The organism is Nocardioides dubius, from assembly GCF_039528155.1.
GTDB classification, from domain to species: Bacteria; Actinomycetota; Actinomycetes; order Propionibacteriales; family Nocardioidaceae; genus Nocardioides; species Nocardioides dubius.
Genome location: NZ_BAAALG010000013.1, coordinates 354,367 through 368,790, shown reverse-complemented (window position 1 = coordinate 368,790; position 14,424 = coordinate 354,367). Strand labels below are relative to the sequence as shown.

At 69.2% G+C, this 14,424-nt stretch carries 12 protein-coding genes; 6 read left to right on the top strand and 6 right to left on the bottom strand.

The genetic code is table 11. From position 1 onward, the window contains the following. Nucleotides 1-2: 2 nt before the first annotated feature. Nucleotides 3-596, bottom strand: coding sequence for a TetR/AcrR family transcriptional regulator (locus ABD151_RS18865; protein ID WP_343996371.1), 594 nt, complete (start codon nucleotides 594-596; stop codon nucleotides 3-5). 81 nt (nucleotides 597-677) lie between these two features. Between ABD151_RS18865 and ABD151_RS18860 the strand changes: the two genes are divergently transcribed. Together ABD151_RS18860 and ABD151_RS18855 are read left to right on the top strand one after the other, a co-directional pair. Then, nucleotides 678-2,174: a flavin-containing monooxygenase gene (locus ABD151_RS18860; protein WP_343996370.1), complete on the top strand. Its 1,497-nt coding sequence runs from the start codon at nucleotides 678-680 to the stop codon at nucleotides 2,172-2,174. Then, nucleotides 2,171-3,016, top strand: coding sequence for an SDR family NAD(P)-dependent oxidoreductase (locus tag ABD151_RS18855; protein WP_343996369.1), 846 nt, complete (start codon nucleotides 2,171-2,173; stop codon nucleotides 3,014-3,016). Before ABD151_RS18860 ends, ABD151_RS18855 begins: the two co-directional genes overlap by 4 nt. A 57-nt stretch (nucleotides 3,017-3,073) precedes the next feature. Here ABD151_RS18855 and ABD151_RS18850 read toward each other — a convergent pair whose 3' ends face one another. Together ABD151_RS18850 and ABD151_RS18845 are read right to left on the bottom strand one after the other, a co-directional pair. Next, nucleotides 3,074-4,120, bottom strand: coding sequence for a PDDEXK nuclease domain-containing protein (locus ABD151_RS18850; RefSeq protein ID WP_343996368.1), 1,047 nt, complete (start codon nucleotides 4,118-4,120; stop codon nucleotides 3,074-3,076). A gap of 36 nt (nucleotides 4,121-4,156) precedes the next feature. Next, nucleotides 4,157-5,281: a glutamate--cysteine ligase gene (locus tag ABD151_RS18845; protein ID WP_343996367.1), complete on the bottom strand. Its 1,125-nt coding sequence runs from the start codon at nucleotides 5,279-5,281 to the stop codon at nucleotides 4,157-4,159. A gap of 131 nt (nucleotides 5,282-5,412) precedes the next feature. On the opposite strand from ABD151_RS18845, the gene ABD151_RS18840 reads away from it, so the two are divergent. From ABD151_RS18840 to ABD151_RS18830, 3 genes are all read left to right on the top strand, one after another. Beyond that, nucleotides 5,413-6,750, top strand: a complete 1,338-nt coding sequence (locus ABD151_RS18840) for a threonine/serine exporter family protein (RefSeq protein ID WP_343996366.1) — start codon at nucleotides 5,413-5,415, stop codon at nucleotides 6,748-6,750. A gap of 50 nt (nucleotides 6,751-6,800) precedes the next feature. Then, a complete protein-coding gene (locus ABD151_RS18835; protein WP_343996365.1) occupies nucleotides 6,801-7,352 on the top strand; it encodes a DUF402 domain-containing protein in 552 nt (183 codons plus the stop codon). A gap of 279 nt (nucleotides 7,353-7,631) precedes the next feature. Next, on the top strand, nucleotides 7,632-9,104 hold the full coding sequence (locus tag ABD151_RS18830) for a tyrosine-protein kinase domain-containing protein (RefSeq protein ID WP_343996364.1): 1,473 nt from the start codon (nucleotides 7,632-7,634) through the stop codon (nucleotides 9,102-9,104). 110 nt (nucleotides 9,105-9,214) lie between these two features. Here ABD151_RS18830 and ABD151_RS18825 read toward each other — a convergent pair whose 3' ends face one another. Next, on the bottom strand, nucleotides 9,215-9,595 hold the full coding sequence (locus ABD151_RS18825) for a hypothetical protein (protein ID WP_343996363.1): 381 nt from the start codon (nucleotides 9,593-9,595) through the stop codon (nucleotides 9,215-9,217). Nucleotides 9,596-9,723: 128 nt separating this feature from the next. Further along, on the bottom strand, nucleotides 9,724-11,124 hold the full coding sequence (locus ABD151_RS18820; RefSeq protein ID WP_343996362.1) for a cystathionine beta-synthase: 1,401 nt from the start codon (nucleotides 11,122-11,124) through the stop codon (nucleotides 9,724-9,726). An 86-nt stretch (nucleotides 11,125-11,210) separates the two neighbouring features. On the opposite strand from ABD151_RS18820, the gene ABD151_RS18815 reads away from it, so the two are divergent. Further along, complete coding sequence (locus tag ABD151_RS18815; RefSeq protein WP_343996361.1) at nucleotides 11,211-12,230, top strand: SGNH/GDSL hydrolase family protein; 1,020 nt, start codon at nucleotides 11,211-11,213, stop codon at nucleotides 12,228-12,230. Here the strand turns inward: ABD151_RS18815 and ABD151_RS18810 are convergent. Beyond that, entirely contained in the window at nucleotides 12,227-14,413 is a 2,187-nt protein-coding gene (locus tag ABD151_RS18810) for an MMPL family transporter (protein ID WP_343996360.1), read from the bottom strand. The two genes, ABD151_RS18815 and ABD151_RS18810, sit on opposite strands and share 4 nt — an antisense overlap. Nucleotides 14,414-14,424 lie beyond the last annotated feature (11 nt).

Genomic DNA, 14,424 nt, shown 5'->3' with positions numbered 1-14,424 from the left:
CGTCAGCGCGCGAGGTCCACCAAGGAGACCAACGCGCCGCCCATCAGCGCCAGCAGCTCCTCGCGCTCGACCCCGGCGGGGTCGCGCGCCCAGGAGAGCACCATGTCCTCGACCATCGCCGACCAGGAGTGCACGACCATCCGGGTGAGCGGATTGTCGGTGAGCATCAGGCCGTCCGGATCCTCCTCGAAGAGCCGCTCGGTCAGCGCGGTGCGGGCCTCCTCGTAGATGGCGCGCAGCTTCGGGTTGCCGCCGCCCGCGCCCTTCACCAGGGAGAGATAGCCCTCGTAGTTCTCCACCACGTAGTCGAGGTAGGCCGCGACGCCGTAGGCCAACCGGGCCAACGGGTCGTCGTCCGGCGGCGGCATGGTGGCCTCGATCAGGTCGTCCGCAGCACGGCGGACGACGGCCTCGTGGAAGTCCGACTTGTTGCCGAAGTAGTGGTACAGCAGGCCGCGGGAGATGCCGGCCTCCTCGGCGAGCGTCTCGATGGAGAGCTGATCGAGGCTGCGCGTGGCGAGCAGCCGGACGCCCAGGGTGAGCAACTGCTCCCGCCGCGTCGACGGGTCGAGGCGAACCCGCGGTGTGGAGGTCATGTCCGGATCTTACTGAACGTGAGTCAGCCGACATCCACAGCCCTATTGACGGACGTTCAACAACATGCCACGCTCGTCGCCATGAGCACCCATGTTGACCACCTCGTGATCGGCGCCGGCTTCGGCGGCCTCGGGGCAGCGATCAAGCTCGACGAGATGGGCGAGCGCGACTTCCTCGTCATCGAGAAGGACGACGGCATCGGCGGCACCTGGCGCGCCAACAGCTACCCGGGCGCGGCCTGCGACGTTCCCAGCCAGCTCTACTCGTTCTCCTTCGCCCCGAACCCGGACTGGTCGGCCTCCTTCTCGCCGCAGCCCGAGATCGAGGCGTACCTGGTCCGGGTCGCGGAGGAGTCCGGCACCCTCGACAGGTTCCGCTTCGGCGTTGCGGTCACCGACGCCGCCTGGGACGACACCGCCAAGCACTGGCGGGTCACCCTCTCCGACGACTCCACGATCACCGCGACCACGCTGATCAGCGCAGCGGGCGGTCTCTCCGAGCCGAAGCTGCCGGAGATCGAGGGCATCACCGAGTTCGCGGGCACGATCTTCCACTCCGCCCGCTGGAACCACGAGGCCGATCTCGCCGGCAAGCGCATCGCGGTGATCGGCACCGGCGCCTCCGCCATCCAGATCGTGCCGCAGCTGCAGAAGCAGGCCGCGCGCCTCGACGTCTACCAGCGCACCGCGCCGTGGGTGATCCCCCGCAACGAGCACCGCTACACCGCAGTGGAGAAGTTCGCCTTCCGCAACCTCCCCCTGGTGCAGAAGGCGTCGCGGACGGCGATCTACTGGGGCCGCGAGACCTACGTCCCCGCCTTCACCGCCATGCCGAAGCTCGCCTTCCCGGCCAAGCAGATGGCGTTGCTGAACATCCGCCGCGGCATCAAGGACCCGGCCCTGCGGGCCAAGGTCACCCCCGACTACGAGATCGGCTGCAAGCGGATCCTGATCTCGAACACCTACTACCCCGCGCTGGCCTCCGACAACGTCGACGTCGTGACCGACCGGATCGCCCGGATCACACCGACCGGCATCGTCACCGCCGACGGCACCGAGCGCGAGATCGACGTGCTGGTGGTCGCCACCGGCTTCCACACCACCGAGCAGCCGATCGCGCAGCACGTCCGCGGTCGCGACGGCGACACCCTCGCCAAGGTCTGGGCGACGTCCGGGCAGAGCGCCTACAAGGGCACCACCGTGCACGGCTTCCCGAACCTGTTCGAGATCGTCGGGCCCAACACCGGGCTCGGCCACAGCAGCATGGTCTTCATCATCGAGTCCCAGCTGGCCTACATCACCGACGCGATCCGCACCATGCGCCGCGGTGGGCTGGCCACCGTGGAGCCGAAGGCCGAGGTCCAGCAGGCCTGGAACGACGATCTCCAGCACCGGATGAAGCGCACGGTGTGGAGCACCGGCGGGTGTGCCAGCTGGTACCTCGACGAGCATGGCCGCAACACCACGCTGTGGCCGCGCAGCACCTTCGTCTTCCGCCAGCTGTTGCGCCGCTTCGACGCCGACGCGTACCAGACCACCCCCGTTGCCACCCCGATCAAGGAGAAGGTGTCCGCATGAAGACCCTGCAGAACAAGGTTGTCGTGATCACCGGAGCCGGCTCCGGGATGGGCCGCGAGCTCGCCCTGCTGGCCAGCAGCCGCGGCGCCAAGGTGGCCATCTCGGACTGGAACCCCGACGGTCTCGACGAGACGGTCAGCCTGCTGAAGGCGCGCGGCGCGACCGTGCACTCGAGCGTGCTGGACGTCTCCGACCGCGACGCGATGGGCGCCTACGCGCAGACCGTGTTCGACGAGTTCGGCGTGGTCAACATGGTGATCAACAACGCCGGCGTCTCGATGACCGGCGACTTCGAGGACATGACCTACGAGGAGTTCGACTGGATCGTGGGGGTGAACTTCGACGGCGTGGTCAACGGCACCAAGGAGTTCCTGCCGCACGTGATCGCCTCCGGCGACGGCGCGATCGTCAACCTGTCCAGCCTCTTCGGCCTGGTCTCGATGCCCGGGCAGAGCGCCTACAACGCCACCAAGTACGCGGTGCGCGGCTTCACCGAGGCACTGCGTGAGGAGATGCTGGTGAACGGCCACCCGGTGACGGTGACCTGCATCCACCCGGGCGGCATCAAGACCGGCATCTCCCGCAACGGCCGCAAGACCGAGGGCCAGGACGGCGCCAGCATCGACAAGATCTTCGAGGAGAAGCTGGCCCGGATGCCCGCCGACAAGGCCGCGCGGATCATCCTCGACGCCGCAGTGAAGGGCCGCGCCCGCCAACTCGTCGGGATCGACGCCCACATCCTGCACCACTTCGCGAAGCTGGCCGGCTCCCGCTACCAGGACATCGTCGCGATGAGCTCCAAGAAGGTGATCCCGGCCAAGGGCAAGACCGCCCGCCGCTGACACACCACCCGGCCAGATAGCGGTCGATCACTGTCACCTGGTGACAGTGATCGACCGCTATGTCGTTGGCGGGAGACGCTCGAACCCGCGCTCGATCTCCTCGATCGTGGGCAGGCTCGCCCGAAGCGGCTCCGGCAGGCTCCCGATCAGGCGGTACTCGGCCACTCCGAGTGGCTTGGAGTAGTCACGCAGGGCGTACTCCGCGACGACCTCGTTCTTCGTCTTGCAGAGGATCAGGCCGAGCGTCGGGGCATCCTCATCGTGTTTGAGCTTCTCGTCGACGGCCGTCATGTAGAAGGCGAGCTGACCGAGTTGTTCAGGCTTGAAGGCGATGGCCTTGATCTCGACGACCAGGTAGCAGCGGAGCTTGAGATGGTAGAAGAGCAGGTCGATGAAGAAGTCGTCACCACCCACCTGGACCAGGACCTGACCCCCGACATACGCGAAGCCGGCGCCGAGCTCTACGAGGAAGTGGGTCAGGTGGTCGATGACAGCACGCTCGATGTCGCGCTCGTGCGCGTCGTCGCCCAGCCCGAGAAAGTCCAGCTTGTACGGGTCCTTGAGACATTCCCGAGCGAGGTCAGACTGGATGGAGGGCAGGGTGCCGGCGAAGTTCGTCACCGCTCTTCCCTGTCGTTCCAGGGAGCGGGCTTCGATGTGCGTCTCCAGCGCGCTCCGGGACCACCCGTTCTCCCTGGCTGCCTGCGCGTAGGCTGACCGCTCCTCACACGAGCCGAGGCGGTCGAGCAGCACGAGGTTGTGGCCCCACGGAATTCGTGCAGCAACCTGCTGCACCATTCCTTCGTCCGGCCAGGCCGCAGCGAACGAGCGCATGTACTTCAGGCTCCGCACCGAGAAGCCCTTCATCTCGGGGAACTCCTCCCGGAGATCACGCGAGAGCCGATCGATGACCTTCGCACCCCAGCCCTGGTCGGCCTGCCGTTCGAGAATGTCCCGCCCGATCCGCCAGTAGAGGCAGAGCAGCTCCGCGTCGACGGCGAGCGCCGCCCGCAGTCGAGTGGCCCGGATCTGCCCCTTGAGCTCGACCAGCCACGGCAGGTAGCCGCGGGGCGGATCGGTCAGCGCACGGTCTCTGTCAGCCATGCCTCGACGATCACAGCAGGCTCCGACACCACTCGCCTACAGCGAGTCGTGCAGCTCGGCGACGACCGAGTCGACGACGGCGACCAGGTCACCGTCGTGGGCAGCGGCGACCGCGCGCTGGCGCTGGTAGGAGGCACCGCGCTCCAGGATCGCGTCCACGCTGTGCATCTCGGCCTCACAGCCGAGGCGGCGCGCGGTCGGCGTCAGCCGCTCGAGAAGGTCGTGCAGGTCGTCGGTGACCAGTCGCTCGTTGCTGGCCGCGTCGAGGATGATGATGGCGTCCAGGCCGTAGCGTGCGGCGCGCCACTTGTTCTCCTGCACGTGCCACGGCGGCATCGTCGGCAGCTCCTCGCCCGCCGCCAGCCGGGTGTCGAGATCGATCACCAGGCAGTGCACCAGCGCGACCAGCGCGGCCATCTCCGAGAGCGTCGAGACGCCGTCACAGACGCGGGTCTCCAAGGTGCCGTGCTTGGGCGCCGGGCGGATGTCCCATCGGATCTCGTCGATGTTGTCGATGACGCCGGTGGTCAGCTGGTCGGAGGCGAAGGACTCGAACTCCTCCCAGGTCTGGAACTGGAACGGCAGCCCCGCGGTGGGCAGCTGTTGGAACATCAGCGCCCGGTTCGAGGCATAGCCGGTGTCCACCCCGGCCCAGACCGGCGACGACGCGGAGAGCGCCTGCAGGTGCGGGTAGTAGTTGAGCAGCGAGGACATCACCGGCATCAGCCGCCGCTTCTCCGGCAGCCCGACGTGCATGTGCACGCCCCAGATCAGCATCTGCCGCCCCCACCACTGGGTGCGGTTGATCAGCTCCTCGTAGCGGTGGCCCTCGGTCAGCTGCTGCGCCGACCACGCCGCGAACGGGTGCGCCCCCGCACCGAAGAGGTCGATGTCGAGCGTGTCGGCCGCCGGCAGCACGACGTCGAGGCTGCGGCGCAGGTCGTCCATCGCCTCGCCCACCGTGGCGCAGACGCCGGTCACGATCTCCACCGTGTTGCGCAGCATCTCCTTGTGCAGCCGATTCGGCGCGAGTTGCGGACGCGCGACGTCGAAGAGCTCGGAGGCCCGGTTCACCAGATCACGGGTCTCGCGGTCGACGAGCGCGAACTCCCACTCGACACCCAGCGTCGGTCGAGGCGAGCCCTGAAAGTCGATGCGCACGGTGAAAGCCTAGCCCCGCTCAATGTGACATCAGCGCGCCAATTCGGGCGTTTTGGGGACGCTCAGGTCACATTGAGCGGGTCTGCCACCATAAGAAGGTGGCCCCCTCCGATCGCTCTGTCCCCCTGGTCATGGATCTCAGCCTGCGCATCGGCGAACTGCTGCTCGACAATGGGGCCGGAGCCGCCGACGTCACGGCCACCATGCAGGCTGTGGGCTTCCACTTCGGCCTCGCACACCCGATCGTGGACGTCACCTTCACCACCTTGTCGATGAGCTACCAGGAGGCTCCCGACACGGTGCCGGTGATGCAGATCCGCACCGTGAAGCAGCGCGACATCGACTACGAGGACCTCACCAGGGTGGACCATCTGGTGCGCGACATCCTGGCCGACCGGATGGATCTGGCCGAGGCCCGTGCCGCCGTCGCCCAGATCACCTCCTCAGGCCACCACCGGAACCGGCTCGCCGTGACCGCCGGGTGGGGCGTGATGTGTGCGGGCGTCGCCCTGATGCTCGGCGGCGGGGCGATCGTCTCCGCGATCGCCTTCACCGCCGCGGTGCTGATCGACCGGCTGCAGACCTGGATGAGCCGACGCCGGCTGCCCACCTTCTACCTGCAGGTGATGGGTGGCGCGGTCGCGACGGTGCTGGCGGTGGCCACCGCAGCCGTCGACTGGGACGTCGATCCCTCGCTCGTGGTCACCTCGAACATCATCATGCTGCTGTCGGGGATCGGCTTCATGGGCGGCTTGCAGGACGCCCTGACCGGCTTCTACCTGACGGCGGGAGCGCGGATGACCGAGGCGCTGCTCTCGACCGCGGGCATCATCGCCGGCGTCTCCGGCGGCCTGGCGCTGGGCGGGGTGCTCGGCGTCGACCTCGGCCGGCTCAACCCGGGGGCCTTCGGCCTGGAGTCGTGGCCGGTGCTCGCGCTGGGTGCCGCGATCGCTGCGGCCGGGTTCGCCTTCGCCAGCTACTCCCCCAAGCGGGTGCTGATCCCGATCGCGATGATCGCGGCGGTCGCGATCCTGATCACCAACGGCGTCGAGTTGGCCGGCTTCGGTCGCCCCTGGGCGGTGGCGACCGCGGCGTTCGTGGTCGGCCTGGTCGCCTACTCGGTGGCCGGGATGGTCCGCGTGCCCCCGCTGGTCGTCGTGGTGTCGGCCGTGGTCCCGCTGTTGCCGGGACTGTCCATCTACCGGGGCCTCTCCCTGCTCGCGGAGGGCGGCACGATGACCTCCCGCGGCCTGCTCGCGATCGTGACGGCAGCCTCGGTGGCACTCTCGATCGCGGCCGGGGTGATCCTCGGCGAGTACGTGGCCCAGCCGCTCAAGCGCGAGGCGCGCAAGCTGGAGACCCGGCTCTCCGGGCCGCGCCTGGTGGGCCCGTTGCGGATCCGCAACGGGCGCGCGAGCCGCAAGGCGCGCCGCCAGACGGCCGGCGCCGACGACACCGCGGATTCCTGAGCCGAACCGCCCGCCAGGGCCGTCCGATGTGCTTTGCTGCACCTGTGGAGGTGGGGCAGCGCGTCGAGATCGCGATGACCAAGTGGCGCACGTTGCCACATTGGTCGTACGCGGGCATCTACCTGGGCTCCGACGCCCACGGCGACTGGATCGGCCTGCCCAGCGGCACCGTCTACCAACGCCCCGGCGTCGAGTACGAGGCGACCAACGACGCCGTCACCCTGGTGCCGTCGGCGAACCTGCCCGAGCGTGGCTGGATGGCCGCCTTCTACGGCCGGGGCCGCCCGTGGTCGAAGCCTGCAGTGGCGACGCCGGTGGAGATCTATGTCGACATCACGACTCCGCCGAGGTGGGACGGCGTCGTGCTGCGTGCCGTCGACCTCGACCTGGACGTGATCCGTGGAACCACCGGACGCACGTGGGTCGATGACGAGGACGAGTTCGCCGAGCACCGGCGCACCCTCGACTACCCCGATGTGGTGATCGCGCACGCCACCTTGAACTGCGAGCAGGTCCACGACGCCGTCAGGAACCGGATCGCGCCGTTCGACGGCGCGACGGCGGAGCGCTGGCTACGCACCCTGTCAGCGCTGCGGGGCTGAGCCCCCGCACCGGCCTCCACCGCCGGGGAACGACGGAGGCCGGTGGTCCTGTCCAGCCTGCCCCGATCGAGGCTCCGCGGTCCGGAGGAGGCGAGAATTCAGCACGCCCGTGACAACGCAGAATGCCGCGAGGTCTAGACCAGTAACGATTCGTCGCCACTTCGTCCGCCTCGTGGCGTTTCCGATTCACCCACCTGAAAGGTCGATATCCTGAGCGCTCCCTTGCGCATGTCTGCAGCAAGGTCTCGAGTCTCGGAAGCAAGGAAAGTAGAACGCCACGTGGATCTCAAAGACTACTGGCTGACCGTTCGTAGCCGGTGGCGTTCGATCGTCGTTTGCCTGCTGCTCTCGCTCGGCGTCGCCTACGGTGTCACCTCACAGATGACCCCGCAGTACGCGTCGTCCGCTCAGCTCTTCATCTCGACGACGCCGTCCGACACCTCGGACGCATATCAGGGCAACATGTTCGCCACCCAGCGGGTGACGTCGTACGCCCGCGTGGTGACCACCCACCAGATGGCCGAGCGCGTCAACGACGTCCTCGGCGCCGACTTCGACGCCGACGAGCTCAAGAACAAGGTCGAGGCGACGATCGTCCCCGAGACCGTGATGCTCGAGATCACCGCTACCGACGCGGACCCCGAGGTCGCCCGCAACATCGCCCAGGCGTACGCCGAGACGCTCAGCGAGATGGTCCGTGAGCTGGAGACCGTCGACGGTGCGGACGGCTCGCTGATCTCCGCCTCGATCGTGGACGACGCCCGCGTGAGCGAGTCCCCGGTGTCGCCCAACCTGCTTCGCAACCTCGGCCTGGCCGGCCTGCTCGGCCTGCTCCTGGGGCTGGGCATCGCCGTGCTGCGCGAGCTGATGGACTCCTCGATCTCCTCGACCGCAGACGTCGAGGCCGTGACCGGAGCGCCGGTGGTCGGTCAACTCCTCAGCGACGCCTCCAGCGCCTCCCAGCAGCCTGCCCTCGCCCTGGAGGAGCCGACCCCGTGGGCGGAGTCGTTCCGGGTGCTCCGCACCAACATGCAGTTCGTCGAGGTCGACACCGACCACAAGGTCTTCGTGATGACCAGCTCGGTTCCGGCCGAGGGCAAGACGACGACGGCGATCAACCTCGCGGTCACGCTGGCGATGGCCGGCCAGAAGGTGGTGCTCGTCGAGTGCGACCTGCGTCGGCCGCAGGTCGCGGACCGCCTGAACCTGGAGCCCGCCGTGGGCACCACCAGCGTGCTGGTCGGCAAGCTGGAGCTCGACGACGCCCTGCAGCCGTACGGCCGCTCCGGCCTGGAGGTCCTGGCCAGCGGACCGATCCCGCCGAACCCGTCGGAGCTGCTGCAGTCGCACGCCATGGAGAAGCTGCTGGCCGACCTGCGCGCACGGTTCGACGTCGTCATCCTGGACGCACCGCCGCTGCTGCCGGTCACCGATGCGGCACTGCTCGCCGCGCAGGCCAACGGAGCAGTCGTGGTGACCCGCTACGGCAAGACCACGCAGGACCAGCTGCGCCACTCGATGGAGCGTCTCGAGCAGGTCGACGCCCGCCCGCTCGGCGTGGTCATCAACCGGACCCCGCTCAAGACTCGCGGAACCAGCTATGGCTATGGCTACGGCTACGCCCCGCTGGCCGAGGCGAGCACCCGCAAGCAGCGCCGCTCCGAGCAGCGCGCCGCCAAGAAGGAGGACGCAGCCAAGCCCCGTCGCGGGAGCACCGGCCCCACGCAGCCCTTCCTCGAGAGCCAGGACTGACCCGGCGGCCAGGCCCGCCTCGCCCGGCTCCACCCCCCCGAATGGCAATCGCCCCCGGCCTCACGGCCGGGGGCGATGTTGCTTGAGACGCAGTCCGCGTCCGCTGGGGATCAGCGGCGGAACGAGCCCTTGGTGGTGCAGCTCTTGTACTGGACCTTGGTCGGCTTGCCGCTGACCTTCACCGTGTACTTGCCCTTCTTCGAGGGCAGCTTGATCTTGACCGACGACTTGGACGCCGAGATCTTGATCGTCTTGACGACCTTGCCCTTGGAGTTCACGATCTTGACGATGCGGACGGCCTTGACCGTGCCCTGACCGTTCGCCTTGACGGACGGCTTGATGGTCACGGCGCCCTTGCTCTTGACGACGCTGACCTTGCACACCGTCTTGACGGTGCCCGGGTACGGCGCGGCCTGGGCCGGCGCAGCAGCGATCGAGAGGCCGGAAGCAACCAGAAGCGCAGCGGCAGCGCCGCCAGCGAAGAACTTCATGTTTCCCCTTTGTAGGTCCCGAGGGGATGCGTTGCCCCCGAAATGAATGAACTGCGGCACATACTAACCGAATCGCATCCAAAGGTTCGGCAACTCCCAAAGGGGAGAAATGGTCTAGACCGGTCTAGTTATCTCTTCGCCAGTTGGGACAGAAGGTCTTGCCGGGTGAGCACGCCGATCGGCTTGCCGTCCTCCTGGACCAGCAGCGCGTCGGCCTCCTGGAGGGCGGCGACCGCAGCGCTGGCGGGCTCGGTGGAGCCGATGGTGGGCAGCGCCGGCGACATGTGGGCCTCGACCGAGTCGGTCAGCGAGGCGGCTCCGGTGAAGAGCGCGTCGAGCAGCGTGCGCTCGGAGACCGAGCCGGCCACCTCGGCCGCCACGATCGGCGGCTCGGCGCGGACGACGGGCATCTGCGAGACGCCGTACTCCTGCAGGATGTGCACCGCCTCGGCGATCGTCTCGCCCGGGTGGGTGTGCACCAGGTCGGGCAGCTGGCCCGACTTGCCGCGCAGCACCTCACCGACGGTGCGGCCCTCCTCGCTCTCGCTCCCGGTCGGGAACCCGTAGGTGGCCAGCCAGTCGTCGTTGAAGACCTTGGTCAGGTAGCCGCGGCCGGAGTCGGGCAGCAGCACCACGATCACCGCGTCCTTGCCCTCCGGGGTGCCGGCCAGCTCAGCCGCGAGCTGCTTGGCCGCGAACGCCGCCATGCCCGACGAGCCACCGACCAGCAATGCCTCCTCACGCGCGAGCCGACGGGTGAAGGCGAAGGAGTCGGCGTCCGAGACCTCGATGATCCGGTCCGCGATGCCGCGGTCGTAGGTGTCGGGCCAGAAGTCCTCCCCCACGCCCTCGACCAGGTACGGGCGCCCACTGCCGCCGGAGTAGACCGAGCCGGCCGGGTCGGCGCCGATCACCTGGACGTTCGGGTTCTGCTCCTTGAGGTAGCGCCCGATCCCGCTGATCGTGCCGCCGGTGCCGACGCCGGCCACGAAGTGCGTGATCCGACCCTCGGTCTGCCGCCAGATCTCCGGCCCCGTCGTCTCGTAGTGGCTACGCGGGTTGTGCGGGTTCGAGTACTGGTCCGGCTTCCAGGCACCGGGCTGCGAGGCGAGGCGGTCGGAGACGTTGTAGTAGGAGTCCGGGTGCTCGGGCGCGACCGCCGTCGGGCACACCACAACCTCGGCCCCGTAGGCCTTGAGCACGTTGCGCTTGTCCTCGCTGACCTTGTCGGGGCAGACGAAGATGCACTTGTAGCCCTTGGCCTGCGCCACCATGGCCAGACCGACGCCGGTGTTGCCCGACGTCGGCTCCACGATCGTTCCCCCGGGCTGCAGCTCACCCGAGGCCTCGGCCGCCTCGATCATCCGGGTGGCGATCCGGTCCTTCACCGATCCGCCCGGGTTCAGGTACTCCACCTTGGCCAGCACCAAGGGGCCCTCTGCGGCGTCCTCGGGCCGGTCCAGCGAGCGCGACAGCGCCAGCAGCGGGGTGTTTCCGATCAGGTCGAGCAACGAGTTCACGTAGTCCACGCCGTCAGGCTAGCCCGACCTTCCACGCAACGCCTGCACCTGCGACACGGCACCCGTCCAACCGTGTGTTGTCTAGGATCATCCGCGTGGGGAAAGCAGCAGCAGCTCGGAAGTTGGCGGCTGCCGCCGCATACGGTGGCGGCGGCCTGTCCCTGCTCGGAGGCAGCCTCTACGGCGTTCTCCGGGCCGAGGCGGCGATCGCTCGCAAGGTGATCGGCAACGCCACCGGAACGCCGCCCGACGCCACCGGTTGGTACGGCCGCGGCCGCCCCGGGCCCGCGATCACCGTCGCCCTGCTCGGCGACTCCAGCGCTGCCGGGTACGGGGTGGCGCAGGTCGAGCAGACGCCGGGCGCCCACCTCGCCTCAGGCCTCGCCGAGCGCGCCGACCGCCGTGTCTATCTGCGCTCGTTCGCGGTCGTGGGCGCCCAGTCCAGCAACCTCTCCGCGCAGGTCGAGGCGGCGCTTCCGGTCGAGCCCGACATCGCGGTGATCCTGATCGGCGCCAACGACGTCACCCACCGGGTGATGCCGAACGCGTCGGTCCGCTTCCTCTCCGAGGCCGTGCACCGGCTCCAGCGGGCCGGCATCGAGGTCCTCGTCGGCACCTGCCCCGACCTCGGCACGATCAAGCCGCTCCAGCCGCCGCTCAGGCAGGTGGCCCGCTCCTGGTCGCGCCGGCTGGCCGCGGCGCAGGCGATCACCGTGCTCGAGGCCGGCGGGCGAACCGTCTCGCTCGCCTCGATCCTCGGCCCGGAGTTCGCCGCCGCGCCTGCCCTCTTCTTCGGCCCGGACCGCTTCCACCCCTCAGCCGACGGGTACGCCTCGCTGGCCTCGGTGCTGCTGCCCTCGACGATGGCGGCGCTCGGGCTGATCCCCGAGGAGGAGGCGACTCCCCAGGCACTGCGCGGCGAGGGCGTGCTGCCGATCGCGCGGGCTGCGGTCGAGGCCGCCCGCACGCCGGGCACCGAGCTCGACGGCACCGAGGTCGCCGGCTCCCGGCGCGGCGTCCGCGGGCTGTGGGTGGAGCTGCGCCACCGGCGCCGCGGTCCTCGCACCACGGCCGAGGCGCCGGAGCAGCTCGAGCCCACCAGCGACGCCCGCTAGGCGCTGCTGCCCGCCGCGACCGGAACCCCTGCCTGCGCAGGCGTTTCTGCGTCGTCGCCCAGCTCTGCCCGAGCCGCGAACGCGCTGCGCGTCAACCGCTTCTCGAAGACCAACAGCAGGGCCGGCAGCAGCACCAGCCGGACGACGGTGGCGTCCAGCAGGATCGCGGTGGCCAGCCCGACTCCCATCTGCTTCATCTCCAGCATGCTGGTGAAGCCGTAGGCGACGAAGACCGAGACCATCACCGCTGCCGCGCTGGTGACCACCGAGGCGGTGTCGGTGATCCCGAGCCGCACCGCGTCGCGATAGGCCACCCCCGCGCGCAGATGCTCGCGGATCCGGCTGAGCACGAAGACGTGGTAGTCCATCGAGAGCCCGACCAGCACCACGAAGCAGAACAGCGGCACCCAGTTGATCAGCCGTCCAGTGCTCTCGTATCCGAGCAGCCCGTTGGCCCACGAGCCCTGGAACACCAGCACCATCACTCCGAACGCGGCACCCACCGAGAGCAGGTTGAGCACCGTGGTCAACACAGCCAGCGTGACGCTGCGGAAGTAGGTCCAGATCATCAGCATGGTCAGCACCAGCACGAAGGCGATCACCAACGGCAGCGTCATCGACTGGTTGTGGTCGTAGTCCATCGACTCCGCGACCACGCCGCCGACCGCCCATTCGAGATCACCGCCGCCATCCAGCACCTCGGGCAGCAGGTCGTCACGCAGCTCGTCGACGGCGCGCTCGTTGGCCCGGTCCCCCTCGGTGGCGGGCGCGGCGATCGACAGCACGGCGGTCCGTCCGTCGGCGGCGCTGCGGACCGGCATCGGCGTGCCGACTCCTGCCTGCTCCGCTGCGACGGCCACCCTGGCCAGCCCGGCCTCGACCTCATCGGCCTCGCCGGAGACGACCACGTCGAGCGTCGGTCGCTCGCTGGGGAAGATCTCCTGGATCCGCTGGGCCGTCTGCACCGCGGGCACGCTCTGCGGCAGCGTGTCCAGGTTCGAGGACTGCAACCTCATCAGCACGGTCGGTGCCGCGATCGCCAGGAGCAGCCCGCCGGCCAGCAGTGCGGCCGCCACCGGGCGCCGCAGCACAGGAGAGACCAGACGCGAGCTGATCGCGCCCTGGCGCACCCGCGCCTGCAGGCGCCACAGCCCTGGCACCCGACCCCGGTCGATCCGGTGCCCGAGCTTGGCGAGCACCGCCGGCACCACGGTCAGCGAGCCGAGCACCGCGATGCCGACCACCAGGATCGCGCCGATCGCCAGCCCGGCGAAGACCATGTCCCGGCTCAGGAAGAGCCCCGACATGGCGACCATCACGGCAAGGCCCGAGAGCACCACCGCGTGGCCGGCGGAGTGCGCCGCCAGCTCGATCGCCCGTTGGGTGTCGGCTCCTCGACGTCGCTCGGCACGCTCCCGCTTCAGATAGAGCAGGCAGTAGTCGACGCCGACCGCCATGCCGATCATCATCACCACACTGCCGACGCTGCCCGAGTCCGGGACCAGGATCGACAGCGGCGCATAGATCCCCATCGCGATCGCGATCCCGGTGAGCGCCAGCAGCAAGGGCACTCCGGCAGCCACCAGCGCGCCGAACGCCACCACCATGATCAACAGGGTGACCGGCAGGCTGATCGCCTCCGCCTTGAGCAGGTCGGCGCCGACCCGCTCCCAGATCGCCTGGTCGATGGAGACCTCACCCGTCTGCTCGATCCTCAACGCAGGCGAGGAGTCCGCCACCCGGTCGGTCACCTTCGTGATCGCCGGAAGGTCCGCCACGGCGTCGGCGCCCTCCCGCGCCAGCACCACCGGCAGCAGCGCAGCCGTCCGCTCCGAGGACCAGACCGGCTCGCCGACCGAGTCCACCTCCGGAAGCCGCCGCAGCTCCTCGGCGAGGGAGCCCAATGCCTGGTGGGCATTCGCCTCGAACGCCGGGTCTCCGTCCACGGCGGCCGTGATCAGCACCGACTCCATCGGCAGGTCTCCCAGGCCGGCGTCGGCGATCATCCGGGCCGCTTCTCCGCTCTGGCCGATCCTCATGTCGTCGTCGCCCATCTGGGTGGTGGGCACGGCCATCATCAGCACCACCGCGGCGACCACCAGGGCCAGCCAGCCACCGATCGCGCGGCCGGGATGACGCACACTCCAACGGGCCAGCCGCACAGTGCGGGAAGGGCGTCTCATCGCTTGCTCCT

Coding starts and splice junctions, on each gene's coding strand:
- ABD151_RS18850 (WP_343996368.1), bottom strand. CDS start 4,120: ATGGCTGACAGAGACCGTGCGCTGACCGATCCGCCCCGCGGCTACCTG.
- ABD151_RS18825 (WP_343996363.1), bottom strand. CDS start 9,595: ATGAAGTTCTTCGCTGGCGGCGCTGCCGCTGCGCTTCTGGTTGCTTCC.
- ABD151_RS18840 (WP_343996366.1), top strand. CDS start 5,413: ATGGATCTCAGCCTGCGCATCGGCGAACTGCTGCTCGACAATGGGGCC.
- ABD151_RS18865 (WP_343996371.1), bottom strand. CDS start 596: ATGACCTCCACACCGCGGGTTCGCCTCGACCCGTCGACGCGGCGGGAG.
- ABD151_RS18860 (WP_343996370.1), top strand. CDS start 678: ATGAGCACCCATGTTGACCACCTCGTGATCGGCGCCGGCTTCGGCGGC.
- ABD151_RS18810 (WP_343996360.1), bottom strand. CDS start 14,413: ATGAGACGCCCTTCCCGCACTGTGCGGCTGGCCCGTTGGAGTGTGCGT.
- ABD151_RS18855 (WP_343996369.1), top strand. CDS start 2,171: ATGAAGACCCTGCAGAACAAGGTTGTCGTGATCACCGGAGCCGGCTCC.